The organism is Streptomyces solitudinis (assembly GCF_036323765.1).
GTDB lineage: Bacteria > Actinomycetota > Actinomycetes > Streptomycetales > Streptomycetaceae > Streptomyces.
Genome location: NZ_JAZDCW010000004.1, coordinates 303,704 through 319,701, shown reverse-complemented (window position 1 = coordinate 319,701; position 15,998 = coordinate 303,704). Strand labels below are relative to the sequence as shown.

General features: G+C 76.3%; 7 protein-coding genes. All 7 read left to right on the top strand.

All coding sequences use genetic code 11. From position 1 onward, the window contains the following. Nucleotides 1-124 precede the first annotated feature (124 nt). The 7 genes from V1J52_RS12675 (at nucleotide 125) to V1J52_RS12645 (ending at nucleotide 15,875) form a co-directional block, all read left to right on the top strand. Entirely contained in the window at nucleotides 125-1,570 is a 1,446-nt protein-coding gene (locus V1J52_RS12675) for an AAA family ATPase (protein ID WP_330139827.1), read from the top strand. 379 nt (nucleotides 1,571-1,949) lie between these two features. Beyond that, complete coding sequence (locus V1J52_RS12670) at nucleotides 1,950-2,420, top strand: cobalamin B12-binding domain-containing protein (RefSeq protein ID WP_330139826.1); 471 nt, start codon at nucleotides 1,950-1,952, stop codon at nucleotides 2,418-2,420. After that, entirely contained in the window at nucleotides 2,417-3,826 is a 1,410-nt protein-coding gene (locus tag V1J52_RS12665; protein WP_330139825.1) for a methylaspartate mutase, read from the top strand. Before V1J52_RS12670 ends, V1J52_RS12665 begins: the two co-directional genes overlap by 4 nt. 57 nt (nucleotides 3,827-3,883) lie before the next feature. Then, nucleotides 3,884-4,879, top strand: coding sequence for an asparagine synthetase A (locus V1J52_RS12660; protein WP_330139824.1), 996 nt, complete (start codon nucleotides 3,884-3,886; stop codon nucleotides 4,877-4,879). After that, on the top strand, nucleotides 4,876-6,186 hold the full coding sequence (locus V1J52_RS12655; protein ID WP_330139823.1) for a glutamate synthase-related protein: 1,311 nt from the start codon (nucleotides 4,876-4,878) through the stop codon (nucleotides 6,184-6,186). The genes V1J52_RS12660 and V1J52_RS12655 overlap by 4 nt, the downstream gene beginning before the upstream one ends. Before the next feature lie 297 nt (nucleotides 6,187-6,483). Further along, entirely contained in the window at nucleotides 6,484-11,337 is a 4,854-nt protein-coding gene (locus V1J52_RS12650; RefSeq protein ID WP_330139822.1) for a non-ribosomal peptide synthetase, read from the top strand. Beyond that, nucleotides 11,334-15,875 (top strand): non-ribosomal peptide synthetase, encoded by a 4,542-nt coding sequence (locus V1J52_RS12645; RefSeq protein WP_330139821.1) that lies wholly within the window; start codon nucleotides 11,334-11,336, stop codon nucleotides 15,873-15,875. The genes V1J52_RS12650 and V1J52_RS12645 overlap by 4 nt, the downstream gene beginning before the upstream one ends. Nucleotides 15,876-15,998: the final 123 nt, after the last annotated feature.

Here is a 15,998-nt window from a genome sequence, read left to right as displayed (position 1 = left end):
CAGTTCCGCACCACCGCCCGGAGCCCACCCGGCCCGCACCCCCGGCCGCACCGGCCACCACCCCTCGTCCGGTGCCGTCCGCGGGGCGTTCCAGAGATTGCCGTCAACAACGAAAGGGACAGTCATGGATATCCGCCCCCCGTCTCCCGGCTCGTTCGGCGAACTGCTCAATCAGCGGCGCAAGCAGCTGGGCCAGACCCAGCAGTGTCTGGCCGACCAGGCGACCCTGAGCGTGCGGACCATCCGGGAGATGGAGGCGGGCCGGGTACTGAGACCGCGACAGGAGACCGTCCGCTTGCTCGCCGACGCGCTGCGCCTGGACGGACGGGGCCGGGAGACGTTCGAGGCCGCCGCGCGCCGGCAGCCCGCGTACGCCGAACCGGCCGCTCCCGCGCCGCGCCGCGGCGTGCTGCTCGGCCGCGAACGCGAGGTGGAGGTACTCACCGAGGCGCTGACGGTGCACGGTGACCGCCTGGTCTCGGTGGTCGGGCTGGCCGGAGTCGGCAAGAGCAGACTGGTGCAGGAGGCCGCCTGGCGGCTGCACCTCCTGGGCGACTGGTCGGTCCGCTGGGCGCCCCGGGAGTCCTGCGGCACGGCCGGTGCGCTGCGCGGCTGGCTGGCCGCACAGCCCGCCGAACCGCAGGGCCGGGCCGTGCTGCTGGTCCTCGACGACGCCGGACGCGGCACCGCGCCCGCGCCCGGGACGGCCAGCACCGGCGCCGCGGGCACCACGCCCGGCCCGCTGTCCGGTGCCGGTCGCGGTCCCGGGCCCGGTCCCGGTCCCGGTCCCGAGACGGGATCCGGCCCCGCCACGGCCGCAGCCGCGCTCTGCGAGGAACTCGACGGGCTGCTGCGCCGCCACCGCGGCCTGCGGGTGGTCGCCACCTCCCGCACACCGCTGCCGCTGGCGGGCGCGCGGACGGTCCCGCTCGCCCCGCTGCCCGTGCCCGAACCCGGCGCGGAACGCGACCCGGAGGCGCTCGGCCGCCACCCCGCGGTCGCCCTGCTGGTGACCCGCATGCGCGAGGCGCGGCCGGGGTTCGCCCTCACCGCCGCCCAGGCGCCCGCCGTCGCGGCGCTCTGCCGGGGCCTGGACGGAGTACCGGGCGCCCTGGAACTCGCGGCCGGCTGGACCCTGGTGCAGTCGCCCGCCCAGCTCGCCGAGCGCCTCAGACGCGGCCGTTTCCCCCTTTCGATGCCGCTCACCGCCTCGCCCGCGGGGGAGTCCCTGCGCGAGGCGCTGACCGCGACGATCGCCCTGCTGCCGCCGCCGCAACGGGCGTTGCTCGACCTGCTGGCCACCACCGCCGAACTGGCGGGGCTGGAGGAGGTGGCCCGGATGAGCGGCCGCCCGGTGGAGGAGTGCCTCCCGGCGCTGCACGGCCTGGCCACCCACGGGCTCCTGCTCGTCACCGGGGGCGAAGGTGAGGGCGAGGCGCGGTACCGGCTCGCGCACCTGGTACGCGCGCTGCGCCGCGAACAGCCCACCGTGCGGGTACCGGTACCGGCCAGGACGCCCGCACCGGCCTCCGCCGCCCGTCCGCTGCCGATGGGCGCGGCGGCGGCCTGACACGCCCCGCACCAGCCGGTAACGGGCGGCGGGAAGCCCACCCCGGCCAGCTCGACGCCAGCAGGCCGCGTGCGGCCGGCGGGACCCGCCCGCCGCACGCGGTCTCACCCGGTCCGCGTACCCGCCCTCCCGCCGGTGCCGGACCGGTGGCCGCACCCGGGCCACGGCCCGCCTGATGCTGCCTGCTTGGTTCCGGGCAAGCTGCCGGTCCGGCCGCGCGGCGCTCCGTAGCGTTCCAGGGGTCGGTGCGGCGACGGACCCCGCGTCACAACACCCGGTGGCCGGACCCGTTGCCTGCCCACGCGCCCCACCCGCGCCGCGCCGTGCCCTCCGCGCGGCCGGTCATGGGTCAACTTCGCTCTGTCAGTGAGGGTTTGCTGTGGACGGCAGGAACACGGAACGGTCGGGCGGTCTGGACATCACGGTCACCACCGTCGCGTCCGACTCCCACACCTGGAACCTGGTCTACCTCCAGCTGCTGCTGGAGGAACTGGGGCACCGGGTCAGCAATCTCGGCCCCTGCGTGCCCGGGAACCTGCTGGTCGACGAGTGCCGCACCCGGCGCCCCGACCTGATCGTGATCAGCAGCGTCAACGGCCACGGCCACCAGGACGGGGCCCGCGTCATCGCGGCCCTCCGCGCCTGCCCCGCACTTGCCGGCACCCCCGTGGTCATCGGCGGCAAACTCGGCATCACCGGCCAGCGGGACGCCGCCGGCCGCGCCCGCGACCTGCTGGCGCGCGGCTTCGACGCGGTCTTCGAAGGCCCCGGAGCCGAGGACGCGTTCCGCGCCCACCTCGCCGCGCTGGCCCCGCTGGCCGGCTGCGGACTGCCGGGAGCGCCGCGATGACGGGCGCGCCCGGGGCCGGGGAGGCCAGGACCGAGGGAGCCGCCGGCGCCGCCGGGTTCGGTGCCTTCGTGGCGCGGGCGCACGCCGCCGGTTCGCTGGTGGTCCAGCCGCGGATGGGCATGAGCAGACCCGCCCTGATGCGCGCCGGACTGCTCGCCACCCGCCGCGCCACGGCCACCACCGTCGGAACCGTCACGATCGACAGCTACACCCGCACCGGCGACATCGCCGCCGCCCGGCGCGCCGTCGCCGAGGGCCGCGACCTCAACGGCTACCCGCTCACCTGCTACGGCCCGGGCACGACCCGCGAGGTGCTGGGCGGCGTCGCGGGGCCGCGCTTCCCGGTGCAGGTCCGGCACGGTTCGCCCCGGCCGGAGCACATCGTCCGGGCGCTGCTCGCCGCCGGCCTGACCGCGACCGAGGGCGGCCCGGTCTCGTACTGCCTGCCCTACAGCCGCGTGCCGCTGGCCGACGCGGTGCGCAGCTGGGAGCGCAGCTGCCGGACGCTCGCCGAGGCCCGCGGCCAGGGACCGGAACCGCATCTGGAGACCTTCGGCGGCTGCATGATGGGCCAGCTCTGCCCGCCCGGACTGCTGGTGGCGATCAGCGTGCTGGAGGCGCTGTTCTTCCGCCGCCACGGACTGCGCAGCGTCTCACTGAGCTACGCGCAGCAGACCAGCCCGGCGCAGGACGAGGAGGCGGTGACGGCGCTCGGCCGGCTCGCCGCCGAACTGCTCGGCGACACCGAGTGGCACCTGGTGATCTACACCTACATGGGTGTCTTCCCGCGGACTGCGGGCGGCGCCGCGCTGCTCCAGCGGGACGCGGCGCGGTTGGCGGTGCGGACCGGCGCGGCCCGGCTGATCGTGAAGACGGCGGCGGAGGCGCACCGCATCCCCAGCGTCGAGGAGAACGTCGCCGCCCTCGAATCGACGTACCGGCAAGCCGGGCTGGAACAGCGGGAGCGGACGGCGCCGCCCGCCGACACCGGGATCTACGCGGAGGCCCGCGCGCTGGTGGAGGCGGTGCTCTGCCTCGACGCGGACCCCGGACGGGCGCTGGTGCGGGCGTTCGCCCGCGGCTACCTGGACGTGCCCTACTGCCTGCATCCGGACAACGCGCGGCGCTCGCGCAGCTGCCTCGACGGGGCGGGACGGCTCCAGTGGGCGGACGCCGGGGCGATGCCGGTGGGGCGGCGGCCCGCCGGGGGGCCGGCCGCGCTGGACTCGGCCGGACTGCTGCGGGCGCTGGGGCGGGTGAGCGCCGAGTACGACCGCCGCGCCGCCACCGGGCCGGCCGGGGGAACGCCGCCCGCTCCCGGCCGTCCGCCGGACACCGCCGCGCGCACCGGCCCGGGCCCGCCGCGGCCCCGGGACACGACGGCCGCCGCGTCCCGCCTCCGGTAGCGACCGCGCCCCGCCGCCAGCCACCGACACATCCTTCGGACGAGAGGACACCGTGCCATGTACGACGCAGCGACCGACACCGGACCGGCCGACCCCGGCAGTCACCTGACCTCCCCGACCACGCGCGCCGCGCTCCGCGTCCAGCAGGGGCTGCTGGCGGCGGCACGCGAGTACCTGACCGGCCACGGGTTCACCGAACTGCTGCCGCCGGTCATCGGCCCGGTCACCGACCCCGGCGCCCGCGGTGCCAAGCAGGTGGACATCGACTACTACGGCCACCGCTACAAGCTGATGACCAGCGCCATCCTCTACAAGCAGAGCTCCCTGCTCGCCTTCGACCGGATCTTCTGCGTCGCGCCCAACGTCCGGCTGGAGCCGCTGGAGACCGCCAGCACCAGCCGCCACCTCGCCGAGTTCCACCAGCTGGACGTGGAGATGGGCGGAGCCTCCCGCGAGGAGGTGATGCGCCTGCTGGAGGAACTGGTGGTGCACATGGTGCGCCAGGTGGTCACCGGCCTCCCCGGCGAACTGGAGCGGCTCGGCCGCGACCGGGACGACTTCCTCGGCCTGCTGCGCGGCGGCTTCGCCCGCGTCCCGCACGCGGCGGCCGTCGAGCAGCTGCGCGCGCTGGGCCATCCGCAGAGCGCGGACACCGAACTCGACTGGGAGGGCGAGGCGCTGCTCTCCGCCAAGTCCGACGCGCCCTTCCTGGTCACCGACTACCCGAAGGGCTCGCGTGGCTTCTACGACCGCGAGGACCCCCAGGCGCCCGGCCGGCTGCGCAACTTCGACCTGATCGCCCCGCAGGGCTACGGCGAACTGTGCAGCGGCAGCGAACGCACCAACGACTACGCCGAGATCATCACCCGGATGCGCGAGACGGGTGAGAACCCGCGGAAGTACCGCTGGTACCTGGACCTGGTCCGGGCCGGCGTACCGGCCAGCTCCGGATTCGGCATCGGCGTCGAGCGGCTCACCCGGTACGTCGCCGGGCTGGACGCGGTCTGGCAGGCCAGCGCCTATCCCAAACTGCCCGGGGTGGTCGCCCCGTGAGCGATCTCGCCGCGCCCGGCTTCCCCGAGGAGGAGGTGCGCCGCCGCGCCCGGCTGGGCTCCGCCGCGGCCTTCCCCGCACCCGGCGACTACGGGCAGCTCCTCTTCGGCTCCCGGCCGCCGGACCGCCTCCCGCCCGGCGACGTGCTGGACACCGCCCGGCTGGTCCCGCCGGTGCTGATGCCCGGCAGGCTCGCCCGGCTGATCGCCCTCGGCCGCGAACCCACCTACCAGGACGTCGAGCTGGCCACCGACATCGGCGGACTGGCCAGCGCGCTGCCGCTCTACGTCTCCGCACTCGGCTCCACCCGCGCCGTCGGTGAGGACGGCCTCGGCGCGGCGCTCAGCCGGCAGGCCGCCCGGCTCGGAATCCCCCTGGTGATCGGCGAGAACGTGGCACTCGTGCACGGGTACGGCCGCACCGGCGGCGCCCCGGCCGCCGCCTCGCTGCTCGCCCGGCTGACCGCCTACGCCGAGGAGGCCGCGCCCGGCCGGGGCGGTGTGGTGGTGCAGCAGAGCACCGAGGACGCGGACGCCGAGGTGTGGAACCTCGCCTACAGCGACCCGTCCGCGCTGCCGCTGCTGGAGTCGGGGCGGCTGGCGTTCGAGCTGAAGCTCGGCCAGGGCGCCAAGCCCGGCCTCGGCGGGATGACCGTGCTGCCCGCCGAGGCCGCCGGCGGACTGACCGACCGGTACACCGTGGACCCGCTCTTCGGCGACGGCCGGGTGCTGCGCTCCTCCAGCCCCGGCACCGTCACCGAGGAGATCCTGCGCCAGCAGGTCCGGTTGATGCGGAACAACTACCCGCGGGCGCGGGTCTGGGTGAAGCTGCCGCCCGGCCGCGACATCGCGCTCGCCGCACGGACCGCCAGTGCCGCGGGCGCCGACGCGGTCACCGTGGACGGCGCCGAGGGCGGCACCGGCTGGGCGCCGCACGCCTTCCTCGGCGAGGTCGGGCTGCCGCTCGCCGAGTGCCTGCGACGGCTGGCCGCCCCGCCCGGGGCCGGGCCGCCGCCGGGACTGTTGGTCTCCGGCGGGATCTGGGAGGGCGCCCGGGCCGCCAAGTGCCTGGCGCTCGGAGCGACCGGCGTCGGCCTCGGCCGGGCCGCGCTGCTCGCCACCGCCGAACGGCCGCAGGACGGGCTGGTCCGGCTGGTGGAGTGCCTCGCCCTCGAACTGCGACTGCTGGTCTCGGCCCTGGGCAAGTACCGGGCCGGCGAGGTGGACCGCGACGACCTGTGGTCGCCGGACGGCGCCTTCTCCGAGGCGTCCCGCGGCACGCCGCCCAGCCCGGCCGACGCCGGCTGACCCAGCCCGGCCCTCGTCACCCGGCCCCGCCCGCGCCCTGCCCGGGGGCCCGCCGCGCCCTCGCCGGGCCGGTTCCGCGGTCTCCGCCGTGCCCGTCCCCGGCCGTCGCGGCGTGCGCCGGACCGCCCGGTACCGGCAGGGAGCGGAGGCCGCCATCTGCCGCAAACCTTCCGCTCTTCCTGACGGCCGGCCCTCCCGCCGCGGCCTACCGTTTCGGCAGTCGAGACCGCCGACAGCCCCGGTCAGGCCGGTCCCCCCACCCCGCCGCCCCGCTGCATACCCCACCGAGGTGACCCTGTGACCAGCCGAACCGCACGACCCGCGCTCCCCGACGGCCAGCCCTTCGCCGCACCGCCGAACCGACCGCGGGACCCGGCGGTACGGGTGGCGGGCCGTACCGTCAGCCACGGCGAACTCCACACCCGGGCCGGGGAGCTGGCGCGGGCGGTCAGCCCGGGCGAGGTGGTCGCGGTGGCCGGCCGCGACCGCTACCACCACCTGGTGGCGCTGCTCGCCGTGCTGCGCGCCGGGGGGGTCTGCCTGCCGCTGGACGCCGGAGCGCCGAAGGCGCGCACCGAGGTGCTGCTCGCCGACTCCGGCGCCACCCAGGTGATCCGCGACGGCCGCCCGGAACGGCTCGCCGCCGCCCCCGCCGCCCCCGGTCACCCGGACGCGGGCGGCTACCTCCTCTACACCTCGGGGACCACCGGCCGCTCCAAAGGGGTGCTGGTGCGGGGCGCCGCCCTGCGCGCGCATCTCGCGGCGGCGGCGGAGCGGTTCGGGCTGACCGCCGCCGATGTGGTGCTCCAGCACGCCCGGCCGGGTGTGGACGTCGCCATCGAGCAGGCCCTCACCGCGCTCACCGCCGGAGCCTGCCTGGTGCTGCCCGGGCGTCCGCTGCTCGACGCCACCGCTCTGCTCGACCTGCTCGACGCCGAGCGGGTCACCGTCGCCAACCTCTCGGCCGGGCACCTCCACGAGATCACCACCGTGCTGCCGCGCCTCGGCCGGCGCCCGGACACCCTGCGGCTGATGATCTCCGGCAGCGACCGGCTGCACCCCGGGACGGCGGCCGCCTGGCACCGGCACACCGGGGTGCCACTGCTCAACGCCTACGGCCCGACCGAGACCGTGATCACCGCCACCGTGCACACGGTGGACCCGGAAGCCGCCGTGACGGCGGCTGACGTGGCCGCCGGGGCGACCGTGCCGATCGGGACCGCGCTGGGCGACCGCGCCGTGCGGGTGCTCGACGAGCGGCTGCGGCACTGCCCGCCCGGCACGGCGGGCGAGCTGTACCTCGGCGGCCCGCTGCTGGCCGCCGGCTACTGGGGCGATCCGGCCCGCACCGCGCACCGCTTCGTCGCCGACCCGTACGCCGCCACGCCCGGCGCCCGCCTCTACCGCACCGGCGACCGGGTACGCCAGCACCCCGACGGCACGGTGGACTTCCTCGGCCGGGCCGACGACCAGCTGAAGATCCGCGGCTACCGGGTGGAGCCGGGCGAGATCGAAGCGGCCCTCGCCACCTGTCCCGGCGTGAGGGCCTGCGCGGTCACCGCCCACGACGGCCGGCTCGCCGCCTACGTCACCGGACCGGCCGCCGCCGTACCCGGCCGCGACGCGGTCCGCGCCCACCTGACCGGGCTGCTCCCCGAACGCCTGCACCCCGCCACCCTCACGGTGCTCGACGCGCTGCCGCTCACCGACCGGGGCAAGCTCGACCGGCGCGCCCTGCCCGCCCCCGGCGCCGCGACGGTCCGCCCCGCGGCACCGCAACGCACCGCCGACGGGCCGCGGACCCCCGCCGAGGAAGTGGTCGCCGGCGTCTGGTCGGAGGTGCTGGGCGTCGCCGGGATCGGCCGCGAAGACGACTTCTTCCGGCTCGGCGGCGACTCGCTCACCGCGGTCCGCGTGGTCGGCCGCATCTTCGAGGTCTTCGGCGCCGTGTCCCCGTACGCCATCTTCGAGCACCCCCGCCTCGCCGACTTCACCGCCGCGGTCAGCGGCGCCCGCCAGGACGAGCGCCCGCCGCTGACCCGTGCCGGGCGGAGCGAAGCGCCGCTCTCCCCGCTCCAGCGCGGCCTGTGGTTCCTCGACCAGTGGAACCCGGGCAGCGCCACCTACACCGTGCCCTGGGTGTTCCGCTTCGCCGGACCGGTGGACGCCGGGGCGCTGCACGGCGCGCTGCGCGCGGTCGCCGTCCGGCACGAGGCGCTGCGCACCGTGTTCCGGCTCACCGAGGACGGGCCCAGGCAGTACGTGCGCCCGGAACCCGACGTGCCGTTCCACGAACGCGCGATACCGGCCGCCGGGCTGCCCGACGCGATCGCCGCGGCGGTCGCCGAGCCCTTCGACCTGGAGACGGGCCCGCTGGTCCGCGCCCACCTCCTCCGCCCGGCCGCCGGCCCGGACGGGGCCGAGGACCGCGAGGCGGAGACGGTCCTGCTGCTGCTCTTCCACCACATCGTGTGGGACGAGGGTTCGCTGCCCGTCCTGGAATGCGAACTGGCCGCCTGCTACGCGGCGCTGCGCGCCGGGCGCCAGCCGCAGCTGCCGGAGCTCGCGGTGCAGTACAGCGACGTCAGCGCCTGGCAGCATGCCGACCCCGGGCGCGCCGAGCGCCAACTCGCCTACTGGAGTGAGCAGCTCGCCGGTGCCCCGGAGGAACCGGTGCTCGCCACCGACCGGCCGCGGCCCGAGGAGCAGCGGTTCCGGGGCGCCTGCCTGCCGTTCTCCCTGCCGGACCCGCTGGCCCGCGCGGTACGGCAGGTGGCCCGCGAGGAGGACGCGACCCCGTTCATGGTGCTGCTCGCCGGGCTCGCCCTCGCCCTGCACCGCCGCTCCGGCCAGCGCGACCTGGTGCTCGGCTCCCCGGTGAGCACCCGCAACACCGCCGAACTCCACGACCTCATCGGCTACTTCATCAACCTGCTGCCGCTGCGCCTGCGGCTCGGGCCGGAGCTGGACTTCCGCGGCCTGGTACGCCACGTCCGGGAGGTCTGCCTCGGCGCGTACCGGCACCAGGAGGCCCCGTTCGACGAGATCGTCAGCCGGGTACTGGCCGACCCGCCCCAGGACCGCAACCCGCTCTGCCAGGTGCTGCTGGAGCAGCACACCCTCGACGAACGGCCGCTGACGATGGGGGGCGCCACCGTCACCCGGGCGCTGCACCCGCATCCGGTGGCACGGTTCGACCTGTCCGTCTCGGTGGACGACCGGGGCACCGGTTTCACCGGCCGGTTCGAGTACGACCGCGACCTCTTCGACGCCGCCACCATGGAGTCGCTGCGCGAGGGCTGGCTCACCGAACTCGCCCTCGGCGCGGGACTGCCGCTGCACCGGCTGGTGCAGGCCGCCGCGGCCCGCACCCCGCACGCCGTGGCGCTGGTGGAGGACGCCGGCCCGGACCGGGAGCCGGTGCGGACGGAGTACGCCGCGCTGGAGGACCGCGCGTCCCGGCTCGCCCGGGTGCTGGCCGCGCGCGGCACCGGCCGGGGCGACCTGGTCGCCATCCTCACCGGCCGGGACGCGAGCCTGGTGGTGGCGCTGCTGGCGGTGCTGAAGACGGGAGCCGGATACACCCTGCTCGACCCGGACTTCCCCGCCGCCCGCCTCGCCCAGTCGGCCTCCGACTGCGGCGCCGCGCTGGTGCTCACCGGTCCCGGGCACCGTCTGCCGGGCCCCGGCGGCCCGGAACAGGTCCCGCTGGCACAGCTGTCGGCCGAGGCCGCCGGCATGCCGCCCGGCGATCCGGGTCTGCCCTGCGGACCACAGGACCTGGCGTGCGTGATGTTCACCTCCGGTTCCACCGGCCGCCCCAAGGCCGTCGCGGTGCCCCACCGGGCGCTGACCGCCACCTACCTGGGCCAGGACTACGCGCGCTTCGGCCCGGACGAGGTCTGGCTCCAGTGCTCGCCGGTCTCCTGGGACGCCTTCGCGCTCGAGCTGTACGGGGCGCTGCTCTTCGGCGGCACCTGTGTGCTCCAGCCCGGCCAGCGCGCCGACCCGCAGCTGATCTCCGAGCTGACCCGGCGCCACGGCGTCACCCAGCTGCAACTGTCCGCGAGCCTGTTCAACTTCCTGCTGGAGGAGTACCCGCAGACCTACGACGGACTGCGGACCGCCTTCACCGCCGGCGAGCGCGCCTCGGTCACCCACGTCGCCAAGGCGCTGGCCGGCTACCCCGGGACCGTCGTCGGCAACGGCTACGGCCCGGTGGAGAGCCTCGGCTTCACCACCTGCCGCACCGTGGAACCGGCGGACACCGCGGGCAGCGGCATCCCCATCGGCCGCCCGCTCGCCCACAAGGACGTCCTGGTCCTGGACGCGGAGCTGCGCCCGGTACCGGCCGGTGTGACCGGCGAACTCTACGCGGCGGGCGACGGGCTGGCACACGGGTACCTCGGACGGCCGGGTCTGACCGCGGAGCGCTTCACCGCCCGGCCCGGCGGCCGGCCGGGGGAGCGGATCTACCGCACCGGTGATCTGGGCCGCCGCACCGCCGAGGGCGTGCTGGAGATCACCGGGCGCGCTGACGCGCAGGTGAAGGTCAACGGCTTCCGGATAGAGCCCGGCGAGATCGAGGACGCCCTGACCCGCCAGCCCGGGGTGCGGGAGAGCGCGGTGGCGGTCCGCACCACCGCGGGCGGGGAGCACCGCATCGCCGCCTATGTCACCGCGGCCCCCGGCGGCGTCGACCCCGAGCGGGTGCTGCGCGGGCTGGCCGGGCACCTGCCCGCCCACCTGCTGCCGGCCACCTGCGACGTCCTCGCGGAACTGCCGCTCAACGCCAACGGCAAGACCGACCGCGCGGCCCTGCCCGCCCCGCGCGCACCGCTCACCGCCGCGGCGGAGGCCGCCGCGCCGCACGGCGATGACTGGAGCCCGGCGGAGCGGCTGGTCGCCGAGGCGTTCGCCGCCGTCCTCGACCGCGGCGGACTCCGCCCCGAGGACGACTTCTTCCGCAGCGGCGGCAACTCGCTCGCCGCCGTCCGCGTCGCCATGCGGCTCTCCCGGGAGACCGGCACCACCGTCCGGCCCCAGCTGGTCTTCCGCGCACGGACCATCCGCGCCATCGCCGCACGCCTGCCCGAGCCCGCCACCGCGCCCGCCGCGGCCCCCCACGCCAGGAAGGCGGACCTCCGATGACCGCACCGGACCTCCCGGAGACCGCCACCGCGCCGCTCTCCCGGCTCCAGCGGGGCCTGTGGTTCCTCGACCGCCTCGACCCCGGAGCGGTCACCTACACCACCCCCACCGCCTACCGGTTCACCGGGGAGCTCGACCTCGCCCGCCTCGAGCGCGCGCTCAACGCGGTGATCGACCGCCATGAGGCGCTGCGCACCACCCTGACCACCGCACCGGACGGCACCCCGCTCCAGCGGGTGCACCCCGAGCTCGCGGTGACCCTGGCCACCGTCGACCTGCGCCACCTGCCGGAAGCCGAACGCGTCGCGCGCACCGAGACGCTGCTGGCGGACACCGCGGCCACCCCGTTCGACCTGGAACGCGGACCGCTGCTGCGGGCACTGGCGGTCCGGACCGGCGACCGGGAGACCACCTGGCTCTGCGTGGTCCACCACATCGTCTGGGACGGCTGGTCGGTCGGGGTCTTCGAACGCGAACTGGCCTGCCACTACGCGGCGTACTCCGGCGACCGGGACGAGGCGGCCGCCCTCGCGGACCTCCCGCCGCTCACCGTGCGGTACGCGGACCACGCCCGCGCCGAGAGCCCGGAGGAGCTCCCCGGACAGCTCGACTACTGGAAGCGCCAGCTGCACGGCGCGCCCACCCGCCTGGAGGTGCCCGGCACGCCCGGGGCGGCCGGCCGGGCCCCCGGCACCGGCAGCGCGGGCGCCACCGACCACCTCGCCACCCCCGCCGGTACCGCCGCCCGCGTCCGGCGGCTCGCCCTGGCCGAGGGCAGCACCCCGTTCCTGGTCAACCTCACCGTCTTCGCCCTGCTGCTGCACCGCTACACCGGCGTCCGGGACCTGGTGGTGGGCACCCCCGTCACCACCCGGGACCGGCCCGGACTGGAACACGTGATCGGCTACTTCGTCACCCTGCTGCCGGTCCGGGTCCGGCTGGCGCCGCAGATGACCTTCCGCGAACTGCTGGAGCAGGTCCAGAACACCGTCCTGGACGGGTACGCCGCCGCCGAGGTGCCACTCGACCAGATCGTCGACCAGCTCGGCATGGACCGCACTGCCGGGCAGACCCCGCTGGTCCAGGTGGTGTTCGGCGCCCACGGCGAGGACCCCGGCCCGCTGCGCTTCGGCCCGGACCTCACCGCCACCCGCGCGGTCCGCGCCAACGGCACCGCCAAGTTCGACCTCACCTGGTCGGTCTTCGACTCCGGCGAGCTGCGGGCCGAGGCCGAGTACCGGACCGGGGTCCTCGACCCCGGCACCGTGCGGCGGATGGCCGAGGACTGGACCGGGCTGCTCGACGCCGCCCTCGACGGCCCCGCGCTGCCGCTCCACCGCCTCACCGCCGCCACCCCGCCGTCCGCGGCCGCCCTCCCCGCCGCGCCCGCCGGGCGGAGCGGGCCCGGCCGCCTGCTGCACAGCCTCTTCGAGGATGCCGCCGACCGCTACGGGGACCGGCCCGCGGTCACCGACGCCACCGGAACGCTGGACTACGCGGCGCTGGACCGCCGGGCCAACCGCCTCGCCCACCTGCTGATCGCCGCCGGAGTCCGGCGCGGCGACCGGGTCGGGCTGCTGCTGGACCGCACCGCCTGGATACCGGCGGCGGTACTCGCCGTGCTGAAGACCGGCGCCGCCTACGTCCCCGTGGACCCCTCCGCGCCACCCGGCCGCGCCGCGCAGGTCTTCGCCGAGACCGGGGTGAGGGCCGCCGTCACCGACCTCCCCGGCCTGCCGGACGGGCCCTGGCACACCCTGCACCTCGCGGAGAGCGCGCCCGACCTGGCGTCGGCGCCGGAGACCCGGCCCGGTGCCGGGGGGAATCCGCTGGACACCGCGTACGTGATCTTCACCTCCGGTTCCACCGGCCGGCCCAAGGGCACCGCCGTCGCCCACGCCCACGTCAGCGCGCTGATGGCGGCAGGCGCCCGGCACTTCGCCTTCGGACCCCAGGAGGTGTGGACGCTCTTCCACAGCTACGCCTTCGACTGGACGGTCTGGGAGATGTGGGGCGCACTGCACCACGGCGCCCGGCTGGTCGTGGTGCCGTACCTGGTCAGCCGCTCACCCGAGGAGTTCGCCGGACTCCTCGACCGCGAGGGCGTCTCGCGGCTGTGCCTCACCCCCTCCGGGCTGCGGCAGCTGGAACCGGCGCTGCGCCGCCATCCGCGTGCCCTCCCCGCGCTGCGGCACATCATGCTGGGCGGCGAGGCACTCGAACCGGCCACCGTGCGCCGCTGGTTCGCCCTCGACCCGGTGCCGCCCGCCCGGCTCTGCAACCTCTACGGCATCACCGAGACCACCGTCCACGTCACCGCCCACGACCTCGCCCCGGACGGCAGCGGCTTCGCCCGCAGCCTGATCGGCGATCCGCTTCCCCACCTGAGCCTGCGGGTGCTGGACCCCTGGCTGCGGCCGTGCCCGCCCGGCGTCACGGGCGAGCTGTACGTGGCGGGCGGCGGACTCGCCCACGGGTACTGGGGCCGGCCGGGACTGACCGCCGGACGGTTCGTCGCCGACCCGTACGCCACCGTGCCCGGAACCCGGCTCTACCGCACCGGCGATCTGGCCCGGCGGCTGCCGGACGGCGGGACCGAGTACCTCGGCCGGGCGGACCGGCAGGTCAAGCTCCGCGGCTACCGCATCGAGCTGGGCGAGATCGAGCACGCCGTCGGCGAGCACCCGGAGGCCGGCGACTGCGTGGTCACCGTCCACGACGGCCGGCTGGCGGCCTACGTCACCAGCACCACCGGCCTCCCCCCGCGGGACCTGCGGGACTTCCTCGCCCGCACGCTGCCCGCCTACATGATCCCGGCCAGCTGCACCGTGCTGGAGGCGCTGCCGCTCACCGTCAACGGCAAGCTGGACCTGAGCGCCCTGCCCGCCCCTGACGCCCCCCACGGCGGCACCGGCGGCACCGGTGCCGCCGCAGCCCCGTGCACCGGGACCGAGCGGACCTTCGCCGCCGCCTGGTCCGAGGTCCTCGGCGTCGAGCCGGTCGGGGTGCACGACGACTTCTTCCGGCTCGGCGGCGACTCCATCCGCGCGGTGCAGCTCGCCGGCGCGCTGCACCGCCGGGGCTGGGCGGTCTCCCTGCGGGACGTCTTCGCCGCGCCCACCGTCGCCGGGCTCATCCCGCACGCCGAACGGCTGGAGCACCCCGGCTTGGCCGGCACCGGGAGCGGCAGCGCCCCGGGCACCGGTCCGGTGCCGTTCGCCCTCGCCCCCACCGGTACCGCCGCGCTGGTCCCGGGCGGCGTCGAAGACGCCTACCCGATGGTGTCCATGCAGCTCAGCATGGTCTTCCACATGGAGATCGCCGGGCCCACCGACAGCTACCACAACGTCAACAGCTACCGGATCGCCGCCCCGCTCGACGAGAGCGCGCTGCGCGGCGCCGTCGCCGGAGCCATGGAACGCCACCCCGTGCTCCGCACCAGCCTGGACATCTCCGGGTACGCCGAACCGATGCAGCTGGTCCACGCGGCGCTCCCGCCGCCCGTGGACTGCGCCGACCTGCGCGGCCTCACCGAGGAGGCGCAGGACGCCGAGGTGCGGGCGGTCTTCGATGAACACCGCGAGACCCCCTTCGACCTGGAGCGGGCCCCGCTCTTCCGGGTCACCGCGCAGCGGCTCGCCGACGGCGTCTTCCAGCTGACGGTCAGCGAGCACCACGCCATCCTCGACGGCTGGAGCTTCACCTCGTTGCTCACCGAGATCCTTGAACGGCACGGCGAGCTGGCCGCCGACCCGGACGCCGCGCCGGCCGCACCACCGGCCAGCCGGTACCGGGACTTCGTCGCGGTGGAACGCGCGGCGGCCGCCGACACCGGTTCCGCCGCCTACTGGAAGAGGCGGCTGGACGGGGTGCACGGCCGGATGTGGCCGGGCAGCGGACAGCCGCACGAACTCGCCGTCACCCGCGAGTGGGTGCTGCCGGAGGCACCCGGCCGGCTGGCGGCCGCCGCCCACGCCGCCGGAGTACCGGTGAAGTCCGTCGCGCTCGCCGCCCATCTGCGCGCGCTCGCCGAACTCACCGGCCGGACCTCCCCGGTGACCGGACTCGCGGTCAACGGACGGCTGGAACGCGAGGGCGGCGCCGAGGTGTACGGCCTCTTCCTCAACACCGTGCCCCTCGCCCTGCCCAAGACGGCCGGCGGCCCGCTCGAACTCGCCCGCGCGCTGCACCGCGAGGAACTCGACCTGATGCCGCACCGGCGGATGCCGTTCGCCCGGCTCGCCCGGATGATGGCCGACGGCGGCCTGGACAGCCAGTTCGGCTACCTCCGCTTCCACGCCCTCGGCCGGATGTCCTCGGCACGGATCGTGGACGGCCGGATCGGCTGCGAACCGACCCTGCGGCACGAGCCCAACAGCTTCGCCTTCGGCGCCTCCCTGATCCAGGACCCGGCGTCCGGACGCGTACTGCTGGCCGTCGACCACCAGCGGTCCGTCGTCTCCGACGCCGAGGCCGACGGCTACGCCGAGGCGTACCGCGAAGCCCTCGGCCGGCTCGCCGCCGACAGCCGCGCCTGAACCCGCCCGGCACCGTCCCCGCGCCCGGCACGCGTGCCGGGCGCACGTCCCCCACTCCCCGGGCCCCGGCCCCGGCGGAGCACCGTCAACGACGCCAGAGACAGCACAGACAGCTGAGACCCA

Excerpts from the sequence above, each read along its gene's own strand:
- V1J52_RS12665 (WP_330139825.1), top strand. The coding sequence starts at position 2,417 with ATGACGGGCGCGCCCGGGGCCGGGGAGGCCAGGACCGAGGGAGCCGCC.
- V1J52_RS12660 (WP_330139824.1), top strand. The coding sequence starts at position 3,884 with ATGTACGACGCAGCGACCGACACCGGACCGGCCGACCCCGGCAGTCAC.
- V1J52_RS12645 (WP_330139821.1), top strand. The coding sequence starts at position 11,334 with ATGACCGCACCGGACCTCCCGGAGACCGCCACCGCGCCGCTCTCCCGG.
- V1J52_RS12675 (WP_330139827.1), top strand. The coding sequence starts at position 125 with ATGGATATCCGCCCCCCGTCTCCCGGCTCGTTCGGCGAACTGCTCAAT.